Source organism: Sphingomonas yantingensis (assembly GCF_014199325.1).
GTDB lineage: Bacteria > Pseudomonadota > Alphaproteobacteria > Sphingomonadales > Sphingomonadaceae > Sphingomonas > Sphingomonas yantingensis.
The window spans coordinates 106194-126291 of the sequence record NZ_JACIJJ010000006.1; the positions used below are offsets into that span (position 1 = coordinate 106194).

Sequence of the window (20098 nt, forward strand, 5' to 3'; positions counted from 1 at the left end):
CGCATGTCCAACGCCTTTCGCAAGGGTCAGGCCGTAAAGTGGGAATGGGGTCAGGGGACCGCCAAAGGCAAGGTCGCCGACAAGTTCACCCGCCGTGTCCAGCGCACGATCAAGGGGTCCAAGGTCGTCAAGAACGGGACCGAGGACAATCCCGCCTATCTGGTCGAACAGGACGACGGCGATCAGGTACTGAAGCGCGGCAGCGAACTGAGCGCGGGCTGAGCCGGACGCCGCGCGGCGATCAACCAGTCGAGCGCGGCATCGGCGGTGGCGGCGACCTCCAGATAGGGCTGGCGCATCTCGCGCAGCACCTGAAGCGCCGCGAGCTTGCTCTGCGTGACGACGGCAATCCGCGTGGCGGGCGGAAATCCGGCGAACTCGCGGCGAAAGGCGGCCAGCGATTCCTGGCTCTGGACGCCCGCTTCGGCCATATCGATTCGCAGCAAGTAGCCAGGGGCGAACGCCATCTCCTCGAACTGGCGCCGCACCATCGCCGCGTAGCGCGCGACCTCCCGCGGGCAGAACAGGCCGCTCCACCGCACGTCGAGCAGATCGAAACCGCGATCGAAATCAAAGGCGTACATGAGCCGGGCTTATCCCCCACGCCTTTCGAAAGCGTAAGCGGGGCGGTGCATATTCCCCTTTCGTTCTGCGCCTGCTAAGCTCGCGTCATGGCGAAACCCCGCAAGCGTTATGTGTGTCAGGCGTGCGGCAGCGCCACCGCGCAATGGGCGGGGCAATGCACCGACTGCGGCGAGTGGAACACGCTGGTCGAGGAAGCGCCCGTCGCGGTCACGCCGTTCCAGCAGAAGCACAATCTGCAATCCGGCGGGCGCGCGATCCTGCTTTCCGGCCTCGACACCGACGTAGCGCTGCCCGACCGGATGGCGACGGGCATCGCCGAACTCGACCGCGCGCTGGGCGGCGGATTCGTCGAGGGGTCGGCGACGCTGATCGGCGGCGATCCGGGAATCGGCAAATCGACGCTGCTGCTGCAAGCCACTGCGAAGCTGGCGCTAGCGGGCAAGCGGGTCGCCTATGTTTCGGGCGAGGAAGCGGCGGACCAGGTGCGGCTGCGCGCGCGGCGGCTGGGCCTCGGCAACGCGCCGGTGCAACTGGCGGCGGCGACGTCGGTGCGTGACATCCTGACGACGCTGGGCGGGGCCAATCCGCCCGACCTGCTCGTCATCGATTCGATCCAGACGATGCACTCCGACCTGATCGAGGGCGCGCCCGGCACCGTAAGCCAGGTGCGCGCGGCGGCGGGCGAGCTCATCCGCTTCGCCAAGGAGCGCGGCACCGCGGTCGTGCTCGTGGGCCACGTCACCAAGGACGGCAGCCTCGCCGGCCCGCGGGTGATGGAGCATATGGTCGACACCGTGCTCGCGTTCGAGGGGGAGCGCAGCCACCAGTACCGCATCCTGCGCGCGATCAAGAACCGCTTCGGCGGCACCGACGAGATCGGCGTCTTCGCGATGGAGACGCAGGGGCTGTCGGAGATCGCCAACCCCTCCAGCCTGTTCCTCACCAGTCGCGACGAGGGGGTGACGGGCACCGTGGTCTTCCCCGCGCTGGAGGGGACGCGGCCGGTGCTGGTCGAGGTGCAGGCGCTAACCGTGCGGCTGGCAAGCGGGGCGACGCCGCGGCGCGCGGTGGTGGGTTGGGACAGCGGGCGGCTGTCGATGATCCTGGCGGTGCTGGAAGCGCGGTGCGGGCTCAGCTTCTCGTCGGCGGAGGTCTATCTCAACATCGCCGGCGGCTACCGCGTGTCGGACCCGGCAGCAGACCTGGCGGTGGCGGCGGCGCTGGTCTCGGCGCTCAGCGAACGCGCGGTGCCGATCGATGCGGTCGCGTTCGGCGAGATCGCGCTGTCGGGCGAAGTGCGGCCGGTCGCGCACGCCAATCTGCGCCTCAAGGAAGCCGCCAAGCTCGGCTTCGGCCGTGCGCTCGCCTCCACCGCGCCGGGGACGGAGGAATCGGGGATGCGGCTCCAGTCGTTCCGAACGCTCGGCGCGTTCGTCGAGCATCTGCTGGGGCGTTAGCGACAGGTCCGCCACCCGCCCGCGCCGCGCTCAGCCTGGTCGAGGTGGAAATGGTCGGCGTGCGCGGCGTTGTAGTCGGGTGAGAGCACCGTCGCGAACACGTCGCAGGCGCCCCTTCGCACCTCGCGCAGGAAGGCACCCTTGGCGCCCTCGTCCTTCCAGTCGCCGACGATGGTGATGCGCGTGCCGTCCGAGAGGCGGAAACCCGCTACGTCGACGGCATCGGCGGTGGCGTGCTCGGAATAGTCGCCGGTGTCGCGGCCGTACATCCTGCGGCAATTATAGCTGCCGATATGATCAATCCGCCGCACCTTCGCCCCGAAATGCTTCTGCGCGGCGGGCTGAACGACGTTCCATTCCCACATTGCCAGCGCCGCCGCGACGGGGCAGGAGATGCCGAGATCGGCGGGCGAGAAGGCGATCGTCCGCGCGCCGCCCGCCGCGAACCGCACCCCGTCGCGATAGCCGCAGGACGGCCCCGCATCGACGGGCGCGAGCGCGGTGTAGCGGACGCCCGCCTGTTCGAGCAGCCGGCGGCACTCGGCGAAATCCTGCGTCAGCGCAGTCAGCTTGCGCCCGGTGAACATCCCCACCGGCTGGCTGAGGTCGAGCGGCGTCCAGGGCAGGTTCTGCGGCCGGCTCTTCATCCAGGCATAGACGGCGAAGACGGCGGCAAGCACCAGACCGGCGATCATCACCGCGCCGACGATCCGCCGCACCTCGCTCACGCGCGCTCCGCCGAGGCCATGGGCTCGGCGGTCACCGGATAGCCGAGGTCACCCGGGATGCAGAGGTGCGGCACGCCGCCGCGATCCTCGACCCACGGCGTCACGGTTTGCACGGGGCGGGCGCAGGCATCGGCGAGCGCGACCTCGACGCTTTCAAAGGTCGCGAGCCGTTCGAGATTGCGGCGGGTGGGGAAGATGATTCGCCCATCCCCCGCCAGCACGTCAGCGGGGCGCGTCCAGAAGGCGCGCGCGTTCTCCTCTCCATCGGCCTCCGGCTCACCATCGCCGCGCGCGAGGTAGAAGCGCGTATCGAAGATGCGATGCGGCAGGCCGAGCGGCAGCCAGCGTGCGAAATAGACCAGTGTGTCGAGGTCGAAGGCGTCGGTGGGAAGCAGCGTCTCCGCGGGTTCGCCCGCCAGTAAGGCTTCGCGGTGTTTGGCAAGGCTCGAGTCGATGCCGATGGCGAGGCCGACTTCTTCAATCGTCTCGCGGATTGCGGCGATGCGGGCGGCGGTGTCCTCGGGATCGCCGCCGATCGCGCGCGCGATGGCGTGGTCGCCCGCATCGATCCTCCCGCCGGGGAAGACCAGCGCGCCGCCGGCAAAGGCGAGGGTGGCGCCGCGCTCGACCATCAGCACTTCGGGGCCGCCCGGCCGGTCGCGCAGAATGACCAGCGTCGCGGCGGGGATCGGATCGCTCACCAGAAGCGCGATCCCGGGCCGCCCTTGAACGGGCCGGCAAGGTCGCTCGTCACCCAGCCGCCGTAGAAGCCGCCCGGCTGCGGCAGGGCGCGCTCCCCATCGACGAGGCAGGTGTCGAACAGATGCGGGTAGAAGGCGAAATGCCCGGCGATCGAGGCGAAGGGGCGGGTCGGGTCGGCATAGCTCCATACTGCGGCGGCGATCGTCTCCCCGCCGACGCGCACGTCGAAATAGCGCGCCTGCCCCTTCCATTCGCACAGGCTGCGCTGCGCGGTGGGCGTGAGGAGGTCGGTCGCGACGTCTTCCGCCGGGAAATAATAGGTGGGCGGGTGGCTGGTCTCGAGCGTGCGGACGCCGCGGCGCGTGTCGGCGATCGTCACGCCGCGATGGCGGACGATCAGGTGGCGGCTGGTCGGCTCAGCAATGGCGGGGCGGGGATAGTCCCAGACGCTCTCCTGCCCCGGCAGCGGCTTGTCGGGAACGGGCCTCATGCCAGCCACCGTTGTAGGCGCGGGCGGACGGTCAGGAAGCGGTTGTAGAGGCGGTCGAGAAACTTCAGCACTGTGGCGTTGCGCGCAGCGAGGCCAAGCGGGCGAAGTACCGGGATCGCCCGCCACATCGCCGCGAACGCCGCCGCGCCGGACAGCAGCCGGCCGTCCTCGATCGCGTGAAAGCGAGCCAGCGCGGCGTGCCGGTCGATCGGGCAGGAGGCGCCGGGATCGGCCACATCGACGAACGCGATCGCGCCGCGCCGGTCGAGCCGCCGCATCAGCGCGATCTCTCGCGCGCAAAGCGGACAGGCGCCATCGTGGAAGACGGTGAGCTTCGGCATCGACCAAAGGTGGCGCTCGGTCCTCGCGGACGCAAGCACCGGCTAAAGCCTCAGCCGGCGCGACCCATCTTGAGGAACTTCGTCCGGCGGTCCTTGCGCAGTGCCTCGGGCGATTTGTCGTCGAGCGCCGCCAGCGCGGCCTCGATCGCGTCGCCAAGCGACAGGATCGCGGCGGCGGGATCGCGGTGCGCGCCGCCGAGCGGCTCGGCCACCACACGGTCAATGACGCCGAGCGTGATCAGGTCCTGTGCGGTCACCTTCATCGCCTCGGCAGCATCCGCGGCCTTGTCGGCGGTGCGCCACAGGATCGACGCGCATCCCTCGGGCGAGATCACCGAATAGACCGCGTGCTCCATCATCAGGACGGTGTTGCCCGCCGCCAGCGCCACCGCGCCGCCCGAACCGCCCTCGCCCAGGATCGAGGCGACCAGCGGCACGCCGAGGTTGAGGCAGGTCTCTGTCGCGCGCGCGATCGCCTCGGCCTGGCCGCGCTCCTCCGCCTGCACGCCCGGGAACGCGCCGGAGGTGTCGACCAGCGTGATGACCGGCAGGCCGAAGCGGTCGGCGAGCTGCATCAGGCGGATGGCCTTGCGATACCCCTCGGGCTTGCCCATGCCGAAATTGTGGCGAAGCCGGCTGGCGGTGTCGTCGCCCTTCTCATGCCCGATCACCATCACCCGGCGACCGCGGAACCGGCCGAGGCCGCCGATGATCGCGGCATCGTCGGCGAAGGCGCGGTCGCCGCCCAAGGGCATGAAGTCCTCGATCAGCGCGGCGACATAGTGGAGGAAGTGCGGCCGCTCGGGATGGCGGGCGACCTGCGTCTTCTGCCACGGGGTGAGGCGGGCATAGGTCTCGCGCAGCAGCTTGTCGGACTTGGCCTGGATGCGGCCGACCTCGGCGTCGATATCCACCTCGCCCTCGGCGGCGGTGTCGCGCAGTTCGTCGATCCGGCCCTGAAGCTCGGCGATGGGTTTTTCGAAGTCGAGAAAGCTAGCCATGCGACCCGCGCGGTTAGGCGCATGGGGCGGCATCGTCAACTTGGAGGCAGGAGCTCGGCAAGCGGATGGCGAGCATTGACCAGCTCGACCAGCCGGCGGCTGTCGACATGGGTATAGATTTCGGTGGTCGCGATATCGGCATGGCCGAGCATCGCCTGGAGCGCACGCAGGTCCGCGCCGCCCTCCAACAGGTGCGTGGCGAAGGCGTGGCGCAGGACGTGCGGGCTCACGCGAGCGGGGGGGATGCCGGCGAGGGCGGCGAGCGCCTTGACCAGCTGATAGAGGCGGATGCGCGATAGATGGCCCTTCCCCGAGGGGAAGAGCCACGCCGTATCGGCGGGGACGTGCGCGCGCCATGCGCCGACCGCGGCGCGCGCGCGGTCGGAGATGGGGACGAGCCGCTCGCGCCCGCCCTTGCCCTTGAGGATCAGGAACGGGCGGTCGGGATGCACCGCGCCGCGCGGCAGCGACACGAGCTCGGTCGCGCGCAGGCCCGAGCCGTAGAGCAGCTCGATCAGTGCGGAGAGCCTGAGGTCGAGCGGGTCGGGGGGCACGCGCGCCAGCCGGTCGTCGATCGCGGCGAACAGGCGGTCGACCTCCGCGGAGGACAGGATCTTGGGCAGCGGGCGGCGGGTGCCGGGGCGGGGCAGCGCGTCCGATGGATCGTCGGCACGCAGGCCGTCGTCGATCAGGAAGCCGAAGAAGCGCCTGAGCGACGCCGCCTTGCGCGCGACCGTGGCGGGCGAGAGCGCGTCCCATCCGTCGGCGAGGCGGGCGAGCGCGGCGGGATCGGCCGTGCCGAGTCCGCCGCCGAGCGCCTCGGACGCACGGCGCAGATCGGTGCCGTAGGCGGCGAGCGTGTTGCGCGCGGCACCGCGCTCGGCGCTCAGCATGTCGAGAAAGCGGTCGATGAGGGCGGCGTCCGGGCCGGCCGCATTCACGCCCGTGACACCGCCTCGGCCGCGATCATTCGCGCCTCGCCCTCCAGCCCGACGCGGGTCAGCGACGCGACGATGTGGAACAGCGTGGCGGGGGCGACGCCGCGCCAGTCGGGGGTCTGCATGCCGACGGCGGCGAGGAGGACGACGGTTGCCGGCTCGCCGCGCTCGGCGGCGGTGCGGATCGCGCGGACCCAAGCGTTGTCGGCGTTGATCGGCACGGCGAATGCCTCGGCAAGGCTGGGGATGCTCCCGGCATCGACGCGGCCGAGGCCGGCGATCCCCGCGAAGAACAACTGCCCGCGCCGGCTGTCGGCGGTGCCGCGATAGCCGTCGACCTCGCCTTGGCTCACCTGCCCGCGCGCGTCGGGATCGGTGAGCGCGATCAGCGCCCAGGCGTCGCTGCTTGCCTCAACCACGTTTCGCCAGCGCGCGGCGGGGCGGTCGAGCCCGGCGGTCAGCATCGCTGCGATCAGGTCGCCGGCCGACGCCGCTTGTGCCGCTGCGGGGCGCACGCCCGCGGCGGCGCGGGCGGCGAGGACCATCCGGGCGTAACGCTGGCGCGGGTCGGCCGCTTCCTTCCAGAGCTGGGTCAGGATCGACACGCGCTCGCCCATGTCGGCGCTGGTATAGGCGGCACGCAGGTCGCGGGCGATCGCCGCGTCAGAGTTCGAGGTGTCGTCGGCATCCTCGACCTGACCCCACAGGTCGACCATCGCGAGGTTCGAGAGCACGCCCTGCGACGCGGCCCAGTCGGCGGCGCGCAACCGGGCGGGGGGCGCGATCCCCGCGCCGCGCGCGGCCCAGCCGCGCACCTGCGGGCCGGCGCTTGCCAGCAGCGTATCGGGCACCGCGACGCCCGCGGCGGTGGCGAGGCCCCAGCGCCATGCCGACAGCCGATCGACGCCGTCCCACTCGATCGTCACCGCGCGGCGCCCCTGCGCGCCGGCGCCCAGGATCTTTTCGGCGAGCAACAGGTCGATGCCGCTTGCCGCGCGCTGCTTGCGCGCCGCGTCAATCAGCTTGCCCGCGCGCGACGGCTCGCCCGACAGCCCCGCGCACATCGCCTCCGCCAGCCGCCAGCCCGTGTCGCGGGTGCGCGTCATCGCAAAGGGCTGGAGCGGGCAGAGCATCGCCGGGTCGGCGGTGGCAAGCGCTGCCTGCATCGCCACCTGATCGAGCTTGGGCGTGAAGTTCTCGGTATCGACGCCGTTCACGACATCGCGCGCCGCCTGCGCCTCGCCCATCCGCAGGAGCAGCCATGCGCGCTCCGCGGCGAAGTCGGCGCCGTTCACGCCCGCGGGCGTATCGAGCCGTGAGACGAGCATCCGCCGGAGCGTGATCGACAGCCAGCGCGACGCGATCGGCGCGTCGAGGCGGCGCATCAGCCCTTCGAGGAAGCGGCCGTCGCTGCGCCCGAACCCGTTCGCAGGGAGCCCGCCCTCCGCCAGTCCGATCGCACCGACGCGCGCGACCGAGCGGCGGGCATAGTCGGGCAGGTCGTATTGCAGCAGTTCGGCTGCCGTCAGCGGCGTGGCGGTCGGGGTCGGCGTGGGGCTGGGGGTGGGCAGGCCGGGGGCAGTGGAAAGGCCTGGGATCGGCTGAACGATCTCACCCGGCCGGCGGATCGGCGGCGCGGTGCCGGCAGGCGGCTGCACCTGCGGCGTCGGCGCGGTCGGGCGGTCGGCGGGCGGCGGCGGCGACGGATCGCCGAACCCTTCGGGCAGCAGCGATTCGGGCGCGTCGCGATCCTGCGATCGGGATTGGGACTGCGCGTTGAGCCCCGCGCCGGCACCCGCCAGCGCAATCGCCACGAGCGACGCGGCCCAGCGCCGGCGCATCGGCGTCAGTTCGCCAGATTCTCGAGCGCGACGCGCTTTTCGACCGTGACCGGCGGCTTTTCGGTCGCGCTGCCCGACAGGAAGAACAGGCCGCCGACCAGCGCCACGATCACGACGACCAGAAGAATGAGCGCGCGCGAGCCGCCCGAGCGCGACGAGGACGAGCGGGACAGCGACGAACGGGAAATCGGCGAGCGGGACACGGGAAACAGGATCCTTTCGGGCGATCGGTCGCCACACGGCTTTTGCCGCAGGCGAAGGGGCGCTGTATAGCCCCCGCGCAAATGCTGCAAACCCACGAGCGCCCCCGCCGAACCGCCTTCGACCGACCCATCGTGCTGGTCGGGCTGATGGGCGTGGGCAAGTCGACCGTCGGCCGCCGGCTTGCCGTCCGCCTCGGCCTGCCGTTCGTCGATGCCGACCACGAGATCGAGGAAGCGGCGGGGATGACGATCGCCGACATCTTCGAACGCTTCGGCGAACCCTATTTTCGCGATGGCGAGCGGCGGGTGATCGCGCGGCTGATCGACGGGCGGCCCAAGGTGATCGCGACCGGCGGCGGCGCGTTCATCAACGACGAGACGCGCGCGCTGATCCTGAACAGCGCAGTGGCGATCTGGCTGGATGCGGAGCCGCGCGTGCTTGCCAGCCGGGTCAGCCGGCGCGACACCCGGCCGCTGCTGCGCGGGCGCGATCCACTTCAGGTGCTGACCGACCTCGCCGAAAAGCGGAACCCCTTTTACGCGCTCGCGCCGATCCATGTGACCAGCTACGACGCCCCGCACGAGGCGACGGTGAACGCGATCCTGGAGAAGATTGAGAAATGACGAGCGTGCATGTGGCGCTGGGGACGCGCGGCTACGACATCCTGATCGAGGCGGGGGCGCTGGCGCGGGCCGGCGAGCTGCTCGCACCGATCGCCAAGGGACGCTCGATGCCGATCGTCACCGACGCGAATCTGCGTCCGCAGCTCGATGCGCTGGCCGCGTCGCTGGCCGATGCCGGGATCGCGAGCGAGGCGATCGTCGTGCCGCCGGGCGAGGGGTCGAAGAGCTGGACGACGCTGGCGCACGTCACCGAACGGCTGCTCGACCTGGGGCTGGAGCGGTCGGATCACGTCATCGCGCTTGGCGGCGGGGTGATCGGCGACCTCGTCGGGTTTGCCGCGTCGATCATGAAGCGGGGCTGCAAGTTCGTGCAGGTACCGACCAGTCTGCTGGCACAGGTCGACAGCTCGGTGGGCGGCAAGACCGCGATTAACACGCCCGCCGGCAAGAACCTGGTCGGCGCGTTCCACCAGCCGTCGTTCGTGCTGATCGACCCGCTGGTCCTCGAAACGCTGCCGCCGCGCCAGCTTCGCGCAGGCTATGCCGAGGTCGTGAAATACGGCCTGATCGACGATGCCGGCTTCTTCGGCTGGTGCGAGGCGCATGGGGCCTCGCTGCTCGATGGCGATATCGAGGCGCGGGAAGTGGCGATCGCGCATTCGGTTGCGGCCAAGGCGCGCATTGTCGCCGAAGACGAGCGCGAGACGAGCGGGCGGCGTGCGCTCCTCAACCTCGGCCACACCTTCGGCCACGCGCTGGAGGCCGAGACGGGCTTTTCCGAACGGCTGCTGCATGGCGAGGCGGTGGCGGCGGGCATGGCGCTCGCCTTCGCCTTCTCGGTGGAGGAGGGGCTTTGCGATCCGGCCGATGCCGATCGGGTGGCCGCGCATCTGAAGGCGGTGGGGCTGCCGCACGACCTTCTGAGCGCGGGCGTCGATGCGCCGGGCCAGCGGCTGGTCGACCATATGCGTCACGACAAGAAGATGGAGGGCGGCACGCTCCCTTTCCTCCTCGCGCGCGGGATCGGGGCGACGTATCTGGATCGCACGGTGTCGCTCGACCGGGTGGCGGCGTTCCTCGACCGTCAACTCGTCGCGGCATAGGGCGCCGACCCCAACGGGACTCTTGCCAGCACGCGGCGCATCATGTTTAGATTCGGACAGGCCGATCCGGTCGACCCGGTTTGAAAAGTCGCCGAAATGATCCTCGAATGCACCCAGTGCCGTACGCGCTATCTGGTCCCCGACACCGCCATCGGTATCGAGGGCCGCACCGTCCGCTGTGCGAGCTGCAAGCATAGCTGGTTCCAGCCGCCGCCGGTGATCGCGGTGAGCCCGCCCGCGCCGAAGCCCGCGGCACCGACGCCGGTCGAGGCGAAGGCGCCTGAGCCGCTGGCTGCCGATCCCGTGCCCGCGGCGCCGATGCCAGCGCCCACGCCCGTCGCTGCCGCGCCCGTACCGGCCCCCGCCGCGGCCGAACCGGCCAAGGCCTTCACCTATGTCGATCCCAATATCGACAATCCGAATTTCAGCCCGTTCGCGCACCGCCCGCCGTTCCAGCCGACGCGAAACCCCGCGCGCCGCTGGACGATGGCCGCGGCGATCGCGGGCACGTCGATGCTGCTGGGCGCGGGCGCGATCCTCTATACCGGCGCGCCGGGGATCGCCGCACAGCTCGGCTTGCCGCTGCCCGGTGCCGAATCGCCGCTGCGCTTTACCGAGCGCGCGATCGAGCGGCGCTATCTGTCGAGCGGGAACGAGCTGTTCGTCGTCTCCGGCAAGGTCTCGAACCCCAGTTCGAGCGCGCAGCCCGTGCCCGACATCCGCGCGGAGCTTCGCGATCCGCAGGGGCGCATCGTCTATAGCTGGACGATCACGCCCGAGATGCGGCGGCTGGCCCCCAACGGGACGGTCGCGTTCAGCAGCGGCAAGCTCGACGTGCCGGCCAATTCGAAGCAGCTCGACCTGAGCTTCGCCGGCGGGATCTGATCTTTCCTAGCCTCTCCCTTGTCAGGGAGGGGAGTAGGTAGTTCCGACCTCCTGTCTCGCCGCCCCAGCGAAAGCTGGGGCCGCCATCGGCTCCTACGGTGCGCTATCAGCGGGCGATCGCAGCTTTCGCAGGGATGACGGTGGTGGTCAGGCCCGCGCCGCCTTCACCGCGGCCTGCATCGCCTCCAACGACACCGCGCCCGACAGGACGCGGTCGCCGACCACCCAGCTCGGCGTCCCCGTCATGCCGAGCTGGCCCGCGGTCTGGAGGTTGCGCGAGATTTCCTGCTCGGCCGCGGGCGTCTTGACGAACGCGGCGCCGCGATTGCGGTCGAGGCCGGCACGCGCGATCGCCGCGTCGACCGCCGCCTGGCTGAGCTGGCCGACCGCGAACAGCGTGTCGTGATAGCGCTTGAACTTGCCCTGCTCGGCCGCGGCAAGGCTCCACTCGGCGGCGACGCGGCTCTCGGCGCTCAGCACCGGCAGCTCGCGAAACACGACGCGGATCTTCGGGTCGCTCGCCACCAGCTGCTCCAACATCGGCAGCGACTGGCGGCAATAGCCACAGGCATAGTCCATGTACGCGACGACGGTGACGTCGGGGGTCGCCGATCCCTTCCACGCATCGCCGAACGGGGTGACGATGCCGGCGCGGTTGGCGGCGACGGTCTTGCCCGTTTCGCGGTCGCGCAGCGCCTGCATCGCCTCGGGGATCATCTCCGGCCGTTCGAGGATCGCGGTGCGCACCGCGTCGGCGCTGACGCCGCCGGTCGGGGCGGGGCGGACGAGCGCGTACACCGTCGCGCCGGCCAGCGCCGCCAGCAGGAAGGCGAGCCCCAGAACGACCGGGCGGCCGAGCATCCTTGCCATCATCGCTGTCGCCGCCTGTTCTTCTTGTCCGCCTCGACCGCCACCTCGGCGGTCATCTGGATATCCTGCGCGCGGATATAGTCGGGGCTGCCCTGCGGCAACCCGGCGAGCGCGGCGCGCGCCGAATAGAGCGCGCGGGCATTGTCGCCCGACAGGCTCGCCTGTTCGGCGGCGGCGAGCGCGGTGCGCGGGGCATCGCCCTTGCGCTCGTAGACGGTGCCGAGCTGGTACCAGGCGAACGGGTTCTGGTCGTCGCGCCCGACCGCCTGGCGCAGTACCTTTTCCGCCTCGGGCAGGTTGGCCGGATCCTCGGTCGCGACGAGGGCGTGGCCGAAGGTGGTGGCGATCAGCGGCTGGTAGTTGGTGCGTTCGGTCGCGGTGCGCAGCGCCTTCAGCGCCTCGGCCGGCTTGCCCGATTCGAGGAGGATTTGTCCCTCGAGCTCGAGGAAATAGGGGTCCTGCGGCGCGGCCCTGACCAGCGCCTCGGCCTCCGCCGCGGCCTGTTCCGGATAGCCCGAGCGGTGATAGGCATAGGCGCGGGCGTAGCGCGCGGGGATCGTCGTGTCGGTCGCGGGATATTTCCTCAGCGTATCCTTGGGATCGTCGACATAGCCGCGCAGCTTGGCCTGGATTCGCTTGAAGCGGTCGTCCCACCCCGCCGGGGTCGGCACGCGCCAGCCGGGGCCGTTGGTCAGATCGTTGGTCAGGTTGGCGATGCGCTGGCCCGACAGCGGGTGCGTCCGGTGATAGGGATTGTTCTGCGGGATCGCGAGGCGGAACTCCTGATTCTGGAGCTTCTTGAAGAACTCGAGCATCCCCTTGCCGCTGATCTTGGCGGTGTTGAGATAGCGCACGCCCGCGGCGTCGGCGGAGGATTCCTGGTTGCGCGAAAAGGCGAGGACGGTGCCCATCGCCGCCTGCTGCCCCGCCGCGAGGATGCCCGCGCCCGCCTCGCCCGCGCCGGCCGCCATGGCGGCGACGCCGAGCACGAGGCTGAGGATCGAGATGCCTGTCGCCTGCTTGAACATCTGGCCCGACAGGGGCGCGTGGCCGCCGGTGACGTGGCCGAGTTCGTGCGCGATGACGCCCTGTACCTGGTTGATGTCGTCGGCCGCGTCGATCAATCCCGAATGGATATAGACCGCTTGCCCCCCCGCGACGAACGCGTTGATCGAGGGGTCGTTGATAAGGACGATCCTGACGTTGCGCGGGGAAAGCCCCGCCGCCTCGATGATCGGGCGGGAGGCGTCGTTGAGCAACGCCTCCGTCTCGGCATCGCGCAGGATCGACTGGGCACGGGCGGGTTGCACCGCCACCAGCATCAGGAGCGCGAACAAGGCATACAGGCGCTTCATGGGCGAGGGGTATCGGCGGATTCGGTGCGGGGCGCAACGGGGCGTGCGCTCCGTCCACCTCCGTCATCCCGGACTTGATCCGGGATCCCGCTTCTTTCTACTTCCAGCGCCGGAGAAGGCAGTGGGACCCCGGATCAAGTCCGGGGTGACGAAGGGGCACGCTTAACGCCGCCTCAACGCCTTTGCCGCTAGGCCATCCTCGATGCGCGTGCGCCTGCCTCTACCCGCGATCGGCTGACCGGCCGATGCGCGATCTATTCTTCGTCGGGTTTCTCGGCGCGCTGATGCTGCTGGGATTGAAGCGGCCGTTCCTGCTCGTCCTTGGCTATGTCTATATCGACCTCGTCTCGCCGCAGCGGCTGTCCTATTACCTGCTCTCCAGCGTCCCCATCTCGCTGATCTTCTTCGCCGCCGCGTTCCTGTCGTGGATCGTCGCGGACCAGAAGGACGGCAGCCGGTTCAGCGTGCGGCAGGGGATCATGCTCGCGCTGCTCCTCTGGGCCGGCTGGACGATGAAGGACGCCGACTTTCCCATCGAGGCGGCGCAGAAATGGGATTGGGTGTGGAAGACATTGGTCTTCGCGATGTTCCTGCCGCTGACGCTGCGCACGCGGCTTCGGATGGAGGCGCTGATCGTCTTCATGAGCCTATCGGCCGGGTGGATCATCATCACCGGCGGCTTGAAGACCGCGCTGTCGGGTGGCGGCTACGGGACGCTCAACCTCGGCATCGACAACAATGCCGGGCTCTATGAGGGCTCGACGATCGCGACGATCGCGATCGCGATGATCCCGCTGATCCTGTGGACGATCAAGCACCAGACGATCTTCGAGCAGAAGAAGCTGGTGCGTGCGTTCGGCTATGCGCTCATCTTTGCATGCCTGCTGATCCCGGTGGGAACGGAGGCGCGCACGGGCCTGATCTGTATCGGCGTGCTCGTGATCCTCAGCCTGCGCGATACCAAGCGGCGGCTGACCTATATCGCGCTGATCGCCGCCGCGGGCCTCATCGCGGTGCCGTTCCTGCCCAAGAGCTTCACCCAGCGGATGGACACGATCCAGGGCTATCAGGGCGACCAGTCGGCCTCGACCCGGATCATGGTCTGGAAATGGACCTGGGACTTCGTGCGCGAGCATCCGTCGGGCGGCGGGTTCGCGGCCTATCAGCAGAACGAGTTCACGGTGACGACGGTCGACGTGGCGCCCGACGGCACCGTCCGGTCGGCGCGCGTCGTCGACAAGGGGCGCGCGTGGCATTCGAGCTATTTCGAGCTGTTGGGCGAACTGGGTTTCCCCGGCTTCGGGCTATGGGTTCTGCTCAACATCGCCGGGCTGATCCGGATGGAGATGCTACGCCGCCGGTTCGCGCGGGCGGGGCCGGAGGATCTGTGGATCCGCGATCTCGCCGCCGGACTTCAGGTCGCGCACGCCATCTATCTGGTCGGCTCGCTGTTCCTCGCGCTCGCCTTCCAGTCGTTCTTCTATATGTGGTTCGGGCTCCAGATCGCGCTCGACACCTATGCAAGGAAGCGCGCGGCGGCGGATCAGCCCAAGGGGTTCGTCAGGGCGAAGCCGGCGGCCGCCTGAGGCGCCCGGCAAGCCAGCGGGCGGCGGCTTCCGGGCTCTGCTTGTCGGTGTCGCGATCGACCTGAAGATTGGCTTCGCGCATCGTTTCCACCGGGATTGCGCCGATCAACGGGCGGAGCGCGGCGGCGAACTTCGCGTCGCCCGCGCGGGCAGGCGAAAGCAGCAGCACCGCGTCATAGCCGGGCAGCGCGCCCTTCGGGTCGGCGAGCACCGTCAGCCGGTCCGCCGCGATCCGCCCATCGGAAGAAAAAGCGGGGATCACGTCCGCCCGGCCGCTCGACAACGCGCGGTACATGAAAGTCGGGTGATAGGCATTGGCGGCGGCAAAGCGCAGGCCATAGGCGTCGCGGACCGACCGCCATTCGGGCCGCTCCAGAAACTCGACATCGGTGCCCAGCCGAAGCCGCGGCGCGGCGCGAGCGAGGTCGGCGATGCTGGCGATGCCGAGCACCCGCGCCCGGTCGCCGCGCATCGCAAAGGCATAGGCATTCTCGAACCCCAGGCTGCCGAGCAGGCGGACGCCGTGTTCGCGGCGCGCCCAATCGGTGACGCCCCGCACGATCGCCGCGCGCGGGGGCACGTCCTTGCGCTGCATCTGGTTGGTCCAGAGCGTGCCGGAATAATCGACGTAAACATCGATATCCCCGCTTGCCAGCGCCTCGAACGCCACCGCCGAGCCCAGGCCCTCGCGATATCGCACGCGGTAGCCCGCGGCATCGAGCCGGTCGCCGATCAGCTTGGCGAGGATATATTGCTCCGAGAACCCTTTGGCCCCGACCGTGACCGTGCCCGCGCCGCCCGCGGCCCAGAGCGGGGCGAGCGCCAGCGCGATCCCGGCCACTAGCGCGACGATCGCGCCGCGCACCTGCCACCGGCGGCGTTTCGCCAGGCCATGCTCGACCGCCGCGAGGATCAGGTCCACCGCCATCGCGAGGCCCGCCGCGGCGATGCAGCCGACGAGGACGAGGCTCCAGTTCTGTGTCTGAAGCCCTGCGAAGATCAGGTCGCCAAGGCTCGCCGCCCCCACCGTGGTCGACAGCGTCGCCGCGCCGATCGTCCACACCGCCGCGGTGCGGATGCCCGCCATCACGATCGGCGCGACGAGCGGCGCCTCGACCAGCCGCAGCCGCTGCGCGCGTGTCATGCCCACCCCGTCCGCCGCCTCGATCACCGCGGGATCGAGGCCGGTGAGGCCGGTGACGCCGTTGCGCAGGATTGGCAGCACCGCATAGAGTGTGAGCGCCAGCAGCGCGGGGAGGAAGCCGAGCGCGGGCAGCGCGCCGCCGGTTGCCAGCAAGAGCGGATAGAAAAGCGCCAGCAGCGCCAGCGCCGGGATCGTCTGCACGAGGCTGGCGAGCCCCAGCGCCACCCGCGCCACCGCCGGATGTCGCGCCGACCAGACCGCCAGCGGCAGCGCGATGACGATGCCGAGCGCCAGCGCGCTCAGCGACAGCAGGACATGCGCGGAAAGCAGGTCGGGGATGCGGGTGAAGGCGTCGCTCATCCCCCGCCCTCGATCGCGGCCAGAGCGCGCGCCTGCTCGCGCGGCACTGCGACCAGCGCATCGGCGACCGGGCCGCCCTTGCCGGCCAGCAGTTCGGCAGGCGTCGCATCCGCGACGATCCGGCCCGCGTCCATCACCAGCACCCGGTCGGCGAGCAGCAGCGCCTCGGCGATGTCGTGGGTGACGAGGATCGTGGTGAGGCCCAGTTCGTCGTGCAGTCCGCGCACCCGCCGCCCCAGCGCGTCGCGGGTGACAGGATCGAGCGCGCCGAACGGCTCGTCCATCAAGAGGAGCTTCGCCTCGCCCGCCAGCGCACGGGCAATGCCGACGCGTTGGCGCTGACCGCCCGACAATTGCGCGGGGCTGCGGTCGGCGAGGTCATGCGGCAGTTCGACCTGATCGAGGCGCCCGCCGACATCGACGGGCGCGCCGCCGATCCGCTGCGGCATCGCGATATTCTCGGCGACGGTCAGGTGCGGGAACAGGCCGACATTCTGGAAGACATAGCCGATGCGGCGGCGCAGGTGCGGGGCGGGGCCGTCGCCCACGTCCGCGCCGTCGATCGTGACCCGGCCCGCATCGGGTACGATCAGCCGATTGATCGTCTTGAGCAGCGTCGACTTGCCCGACCCCGACTGCCCGACCAGCGCGACGAACTGGCCGCCGGGGATCGCCAGCGTGACGTCGTCGACGGCGCGCGTCCCGCCATAGGCTTTGGTCAAGCCCTCAAAGGCAAGGCAGGGCGGGGCTGGCATCGCGCGCGGTTGTGCGGAATGATGGCCGCAAGGTCAAAGCGAAAGGGATGGGGATGGGTGCCAAGCGACTGTTCGTGACGGGCGGCGCATCGGGGATCGGGCGGGCGACCGCGCACCTTTTCGCCGCGCGTGGGTTTACGGTGGGGCTGGCCGACATCAACGAGGCCGGGCTGGCCGCCGTCGCCGCCGAACTGCCGGCGGGACAGGCGAGCATCCACCGCCTCGACGTACGCGATCGCGACGACTGGGCGCGCGCGCTCGCCGAGTTCGCGGGCGAGGGGGGCATCGACGTCCTCTTCAACAATGCCGGCATCGCGGTCGGCGGGCCGTTCGCGGCAACCAGCGCGGCGGAGATCGACCGCTGCATCGCGATCAACTTCACCGGCGTCGTAAACGGCGCGCATGCCGCGTTCCCGTATCTGAAGCGGGCGCCGGGCTCGTGCCTGCTCAACACCGCGTCGGCGGCGGGCATCTATGGCTCGGCGGGGCTGGCCATCTATTCGGCGACTAAGTTCGCGGTGCGTGGGCTTTCCGAGGCGCTCGACGGCGAGTGGCGGCGCGAGGGGGTCAAGGTCCGCTGCCTGATGCCGAGCTTCATCGACACGCCGCTGCTCGATGCGGGCGTCGCCGGCTCGAACCGCACCGCGCGCGAGGGTGTGCAAGCCGCCGGCCTCGAGTTCACGCCGGTCGAGAAGGTGGCGGAGGCGGCGTGGCGCGCGGTGCACGGCGACGCGGTCCACACCGTCGTCGGCAAGACTGCCGAGCGGATGCGCTTCGCCGCGCGCTGGTTTCCGGGCAAGCTGCGCGCGCAGATGGGACGCGGCGCGATATGACCGACCGTGCCAACCCCAACCTGCCCGCGCGCGATTTCGACGTGACGGAGGCGTTCTATGCCGCGCTGGGTTTCGAGCGCGGGTTTCGCGACGACGGTTGGATGATCCTGACCAAGGGCACGCTGGCGCTGGAGTTCTTCCCCTTTCCCGACCTCGATCCCGGGCAGAGCGCGTTCGGCGCATGCCTGCGCCTCGACGATCTCGACGAGATGGTCGCGCGCGTCGTGGCCGCGGGCGTGCCCGACCAGCGCACGGGGGCGCCGCGCTTTCACCCGCCCAGGACCGAACCGTGGGGCGGGCGGATCGCGTACCTGCTCGACCCGGACGGGAGCCTGCTAAGGCTGATCGACAATCGGACTCTGGGAGAGTGATCTTCTCCCCTCCCTGGATGGGAGGGGAGAAGCGTCTTTACCGCGCCCAAGTCATGCTTGGCTGGCCCCGCGCGCGCCGCATCCCCATCTTCATCTCATGACAAAGTATTCGCTTCTCGACCTCGTGCCCGTGCGCGAGGGTTCGTCGGTCGGCGCGGCGCTGAACGAAGCCACCGACCTTGCTGCCCATGCCGAGGCGCATGGCTTCACGCGCTACTGGGTGGCCGAGCATCACGGGATGCCCGGGATCGCTGGCGGTGCGACCGCGGTCGTGCTCGCGCATGTCGGCGCCGCGACCTCTTCCATCCGCATCGGCGCTGGCGGGATCATGCTGCCCAACCATGCGCCGCTCGCGATTGCCGAGCAGTTCGGGACACTCGATGCGCTCTATCCGGGGCGGATCGACTTGGGCCTCGGTCGTGCGCCGGGGTCGGACCAGCGCGTGATGCGCGCGATGCGACGGACGCTGGATGCGAACGGCCCCGACGCCTTCCCGCAGGATATCCTCGAGCTGCAAAGCTATTTCGCCAACGACGGGCAAACCGGGATCGAGGCGACGCCCGGCGCGGGCGCGGAAATTGAGATGTGGGTGCTGGGCTCCAGCCTCTACGGCGCGCAGCTCGCCGCGGCGCTCGGCCTCCCCTACGCCTTCGCCTCGCACTTCGCGCCCGATGCGCTGCTGCAGGCGGCCGAGACCTATCGGCGCCATTTCCGTCCCTCGGCCCGGCTCGACAAGCCGTACATGGCGGCGGGCTTCAACGTCTTCGCCGCCGATACCGACGAGGAGGGACGGTATCTCGCCTCCTCGATGGAGCAGAGCTTCGTGGCGCTTCGCACCGGCAATCCCGGCCGCCTGCCGCCGCCCGTCCGCGACTATCGCGCCGGGCTGGGGGCACAGGGCAATGCGATCCTCGACCATGTGCTCGCCTGTTCGGGCATTGGGTCGGCGCGGACGGTGCGCGCGGCGATCGATGCATTCGTCGAGCGGACGGGGGTGGACGAGGTGATCCTGACCGGCGCGACCTTCGATCCCGAAGCGCGCAAGAAGAGCCTCGCGATCGCGGCCGAGGTGATGGACGCGCGCGTGCCCGCCTGAAAGCTGTTATGGCGGACGTCGATCAAGGGGGTCCGCCATGCCGCAACTCGTCTTCGCCGTCGCCGCGTTCGTCGGCACGCATTTCCTGCTGTCGCATCCGCTTCGAGGCGCCATCGTCGGGCGGCTGGGCGAGCGCGGGTTCATGGGCGTCTATTCGCTCGTCGCGTTTGCCACGCTCGGCTGGGTGTATCTGGCGTGGCAGGGCGTACCGCCGCAGGACCCGCTCTGGCCGGTCGGCGACGGGCTCTGGGCGGTCGCCACCGTCATCATGCTGGTGGCGAGCGTGCTCCTCGTCGGGTCGCTGATCGGCAATCCGGCGCTGCCCGATCCCGATGCGGCGACCAAGCCGGTGCCCGCGGCGCGCGGCGTCTATTCGGTCACGCGACACCCGATGATGTGGGCGTTCGGGCTGTGGGCGCTGGTTCACATCCTCGTCTATCCGATCCCCGCGCAGATCGTGCTGGCGGTCGGCATCGCGATCCTGTCGCTGGTCGGCGCCGCGCTTCAGGACGCCAAGAAGCGCGCGCTCCAGCCGCAGCGCTGGCGCGAGTGGGAAGCGCGGACCAGCTATCTGCCCTTCGCCGCGATCGCCGCCGGGCGCGCGCGGTTCGGCGGCTTCCGCCCGCATGACCTGGCGGGCGGGGTGGTCGTGTGGCTGGCGGCGACCTGGGCGCACATCCCGCTGGCCGGCTGGGCGGCGGGGATCTGGCGCTGGATTGCCTAGCGCGTCACGCGGTTCTCGACGAGATCCTCCACCACTGGGGGATCGGCGAGCGTCGAGGTGTCGCCGAGCGATCCGACGTCGCCCTCGGCGATCTTGCGCAGGATGC

The 20098-nt window shown here is 70.3% G+C and carries 23 protein-coding genes; 10 read left to right on the forward strand and 13 right to left on the reverse strand.

The window, feature by feature from the left end; all coding sequences use genetic code 11:
- Positions 1-3: 3 nt before the first annotated feature.
- The gene (locus tag FHR19_RS16455) at positions 4-222 is read left to right on the forward strand and encodes a hypervirulence associated TUDOR domain-containing protein (protein ID WP_184030761.1); all 219 of its coding nucleotides are present in this window, start codon (positions 4-6) and stop codon (positions 220-222) included.
- Here FHR19_RS16455 and FHR19_RS16460 read toward each other — a convergent pair.
- Positions 183-584 carry an STAS/SEC14 domain-containing protein gene (locus FHR19_RS16460; protein WP_184030763.1) on the reverse strand — a complete coding sequence of 134 codons (402 nt, stop codon included), beginning with the start codon at positions 582-584 and terminating at the stop codon, positions 183-185. The two genes, FHR19_RS16455 and FHR19_RS16460, sit on opposite strands and share 40 nt — an antisense overlap.
- Positions 585-671: 87 nt before the next feature.
- Between FHR19_RS16460 and radA the strand changes: the two genes are divergently transcribed.
- Positions 672-2042 (forward strand): DNA repair protein RadA, encoded by a 1371-nt coding sequence (gene radA / locus FHR19_RS16465; protein WP_184030765.1) that lies wholly within the window; start codon positions 672-674, stop codon positions 2040-2042.
- Here radA and FHR19_RS16470 read toward each other — a convergent pair.
- From FHR19_RS16470 to FHR19_RS16500, 8 genes are read right to left on the reverse strand one after another with little or no spacing between them, the layout of a single operon-like run.
- On the reverse strand, positions 2039-2737 hold the full coding sequence (locus FHR19_RS16470; protein WP_184030837.1) for an extensin-like domain-containing protein: 699 nt from the start codon (positions 2735-2737) through the stop codon (positions 2039-2041). The genes radA and FHR19_RS16470 overlap by 4 nt on opposite strands.
- Before the next feature lie 29 nt (positions 2738-2766).
- On the reverse strand, positions 2767-3471 hold the full coding sequence (locus FHR19_RS16475) for an NUDIX hydrolase (protein ID WP_343053315.1): 705 nt from the start codon (positions 3469-3471) through the stop codon (positions 2767-2769).
- A complete protein-coding gene (locus FHR19_RS17785) occupies positions 3468-3962 on the reverse strand; it encodes a DUF427 domain-containing protein (protein WP_246359594.1) in 495 nt (164 codons plus the stop codon). The genes FHR19_RS16475 and FHR19_RS17785 overlap by 4 nt, the downstream gene beginning before the upstream one ends.
- Positions 3959-4303: a thiol-disulfide oxidoreductase DCC family protein gene (locus tag FHR19_RS16480; protein ID WP_184030769.1), complete on the reverse strand. Its 345-nt coding sequence runs from the start codon at positions 4301-4303 to the stop codon at positions 3959-3961. Before FHR19_RS16480 ends, FHR19_RS17785 begins: the two co-directional genes overlap by 4 nt.
- A 50-nt stretch (positions 4304-4353) precedes the next feature.
- Positions 4354-5304 carry an acetyl-CoA carboxylase carboxyltransferase subunit alpha gene (locus FHR19_RS16485; RefSeq protein ID WP_184030771.1) on the reverse strand — a complete coding sequence of 317 codons (951 nt, stop codon included), beginning with the start codon at positions 5302-5304 and terminating at the stop codon, positions 4354-4356.
- 35 nt (positions 5305-5339) lie between these two features.
- Positions 5340-6245 carry a tyrosine-type recombinase/integrase gene (locus FHR19_RS16490; protein ID WP_343053316.1) on the reverse strand — a complete coding sequence of 302 codons (906 nt, stop codon included), beginning with the start codon at positions 6243-6245 and terminating at the stop codon, positions 5340-5342.
- Positions 6242-8083: a hypothetical protein gene (locus FHR19_RS16495; protein ID WP_246359595.1), complete on the reverse strand. Its 1842-nt coding sequence runs from the start codon at positions 8081-8083 to the stop codon at positions 6242-6244. Before FHR19_RS16495 ends, FHR19_RS16490 begins: the two co-directional genes overlap by 4 nt.
- 5 nt (positions 8084-8088) lie before the next feature.
- Positions 8089-8286, reverse strand: coding sequence for a hypothetical protein (locus FHR19_RS16500; protein WP_184030845.1), 198 nt, complete (start codon positions 8284-8286; stop codon positions 8089-8091).
- An 81-nt stretch (positions 8287-8367) separates the two neighbouring features.
- Here FHR19_RS16500 and FHR19_RS16505 point away from each other — a divergent pair, with 81 nt between their 5' ends.
- From FHR19_RS16505 to FHR19_RS16515, 3 genes are all read left to right on the forward strand, one after another.
- Positions 8368-8910: a shikimate kinase gene (locus FHR19_RS16505; protein WP_184030773.1), complete on the forward strand. Its 543-nt coding sequence runs from the start codon at positions 8368-8370 to the stop codon at positions 8908-8910.
- The gene (gene aroB, locus FHR19_RS16510; protein WP_184030775.1) at positions 8907-10013 is read left to right on the forward strand and encodes a 3-dehydroquinate synthase; all 1107 of its coding nucleotides are present in this window, start codon (positions 8907-8909) and stop codon (positions 10011-10013) included. Before FHR19_RS16505 ends, aroB begins: the two co-directional genes overlap by 4 nt.
- 96 nt (positions 10014-10109) lie before the next feature.
- On the forward strand, positions 10110-10898 hold the full coding sequence (locus FHR19_RS16515) for an MJ0042-type zinc finger domain-containing protein (RefSeq protein WP_184030777.1): 789 nt from the start codon (positions 10110-10112) through the stop codon (positions 10896-10898).
- A gap of 147 nt (positions 10899-11045) precedes the next feature.
- On the opposite strand, the gene FHR19_RS16520 is transcribed toward FHR19_RS16515, so the two are convergent.
- Positions 11046-11768 carry a DsbA family protein gene (locus FHR19_RS16520; protein ID WP_246359596.1) on the reverse strand — a complete coding sequence of 241 codons (723 nt, stop codon included), beginning with the start codon at positions 11766-11768 and terminating at the stop codon, positions 11046-11048.
- Complete coding sequence (locus tag FHR19_RS16525) at positions 11768-13123, reverse strand: M48 family metalloprotease (RefSeq protein ID WP_184030779.1); 1356 nt, start codon at positions 13121-13123, stop codon at positions 11768-11770. The genes FHR19_RS16520 and FHR19_RS16525 overlap by 1 nt, the downstream gene beginning before the upstream one ends.
- Before the next feature lie 245 nt (positions 13124-13368).
- On the opposite strand from FHR19_RS16525, the gene FHR19_RS16530 reads away from it, so the two are divergent.
- Positions 13369-14709: a DUF5935 domain-containing protein gene (locus FHR19_RS16530; protein ID WP_184030783.1), complete on the forward strand. Its 1341-nt coding sequence runs from the start codon at positions 13369-13371 to the stop codon at positions 14707-14709.
- Here the strand turns inward: FHR19_RS16530 and FHR19_RS16535 are convergent.
- Together FHR19_RS16535 and FHR19_RS16540 are read right to left on the reverse strand one after the other, a co-directional pair.
- Positions 14684-16213 (reverse strand): ABC transporter permease/substrate-binding protein, encoded by a 1530-nt coding sequence (locus tag FHR19_RS16535; RefSeq protein WP_184030786.1) that lies wholly within the window; start codon positions 16211-16213, stop codon positions 14684-14686. The genes FHR19_RS16530 and FHR19_RS16535 overlap by 26 nt on opposite strands.
- Complete coding sequence (locus tag FHR19_RS16540; RefSeq protein WP_184030789.1) at positions 16210-16968, reverse strand: ATP-binding cassette domain-containing protein; 759 nt, start codon at positions 16966-16968, stop codon at positions 16210-16212. The genes FHR19_RS16535 and FHR19_RS16540 overlap by 4 nt, the downstream gene beginning before the upstream one ends.
- A gap of 53 nt (positions 16969-17021) precedes the next feature.
- Between FHR19_RS16540 and FHR19_RS16545 the strand changes: the two genes are divergently transcribed.
- The 4 genes from FHR19_RS16545 (at position 17022) to FHR19_RS16560 (ending at position 19992) form a co-directional block, all read left to right on the forward strand.
- A complete protein-coding gene (locus tag FHR19_RS16545; RefSeq protein ID WP_184030792.1) occupies positions 17022-17801 on the forward strand; it encodes an SDR family oxidoreductase in 780 nt (259 codons plus the stop codon).
- Positions 17798-18172: a bleomycin resistance protein gene (locus tag FHR19_RS16550; protein ID WP_184030794.1), complete on the forward strand. Its 375-nt coding sequence runs from the start codon at positions 17798-17800 to the stop codon at positions 18170-18172. The genes FHR19_RS16545 and FHR19_RS16550 overlap by 4 nt, the downstream gene beginning before the upstream one ends.
- Positions 18173-18269: 97 nt before the next feature.
- A complete protein-coding gene (locus FHR19_RS16555; protein ID WP_184030796.1) occupies positions 18270-19268 on the forward strand; it encodes an LLM class flavin-dependent oxidoreductase in 999 nt (332 codons plus the stop codon).
- Between the two features lie 37 nt (positions 19269-19305).
- Complete coding sequence (locus tag FHR19_RS16560; protein ID WP_184030798.1) at positions 19306-19992, forward strand: NnrU family protein; 687 nt, start codon at positions 19306-19308, stop codon at positions 19990-19992.
- Positions 19993-20098 lie beyond the last annotated feature (106 nt).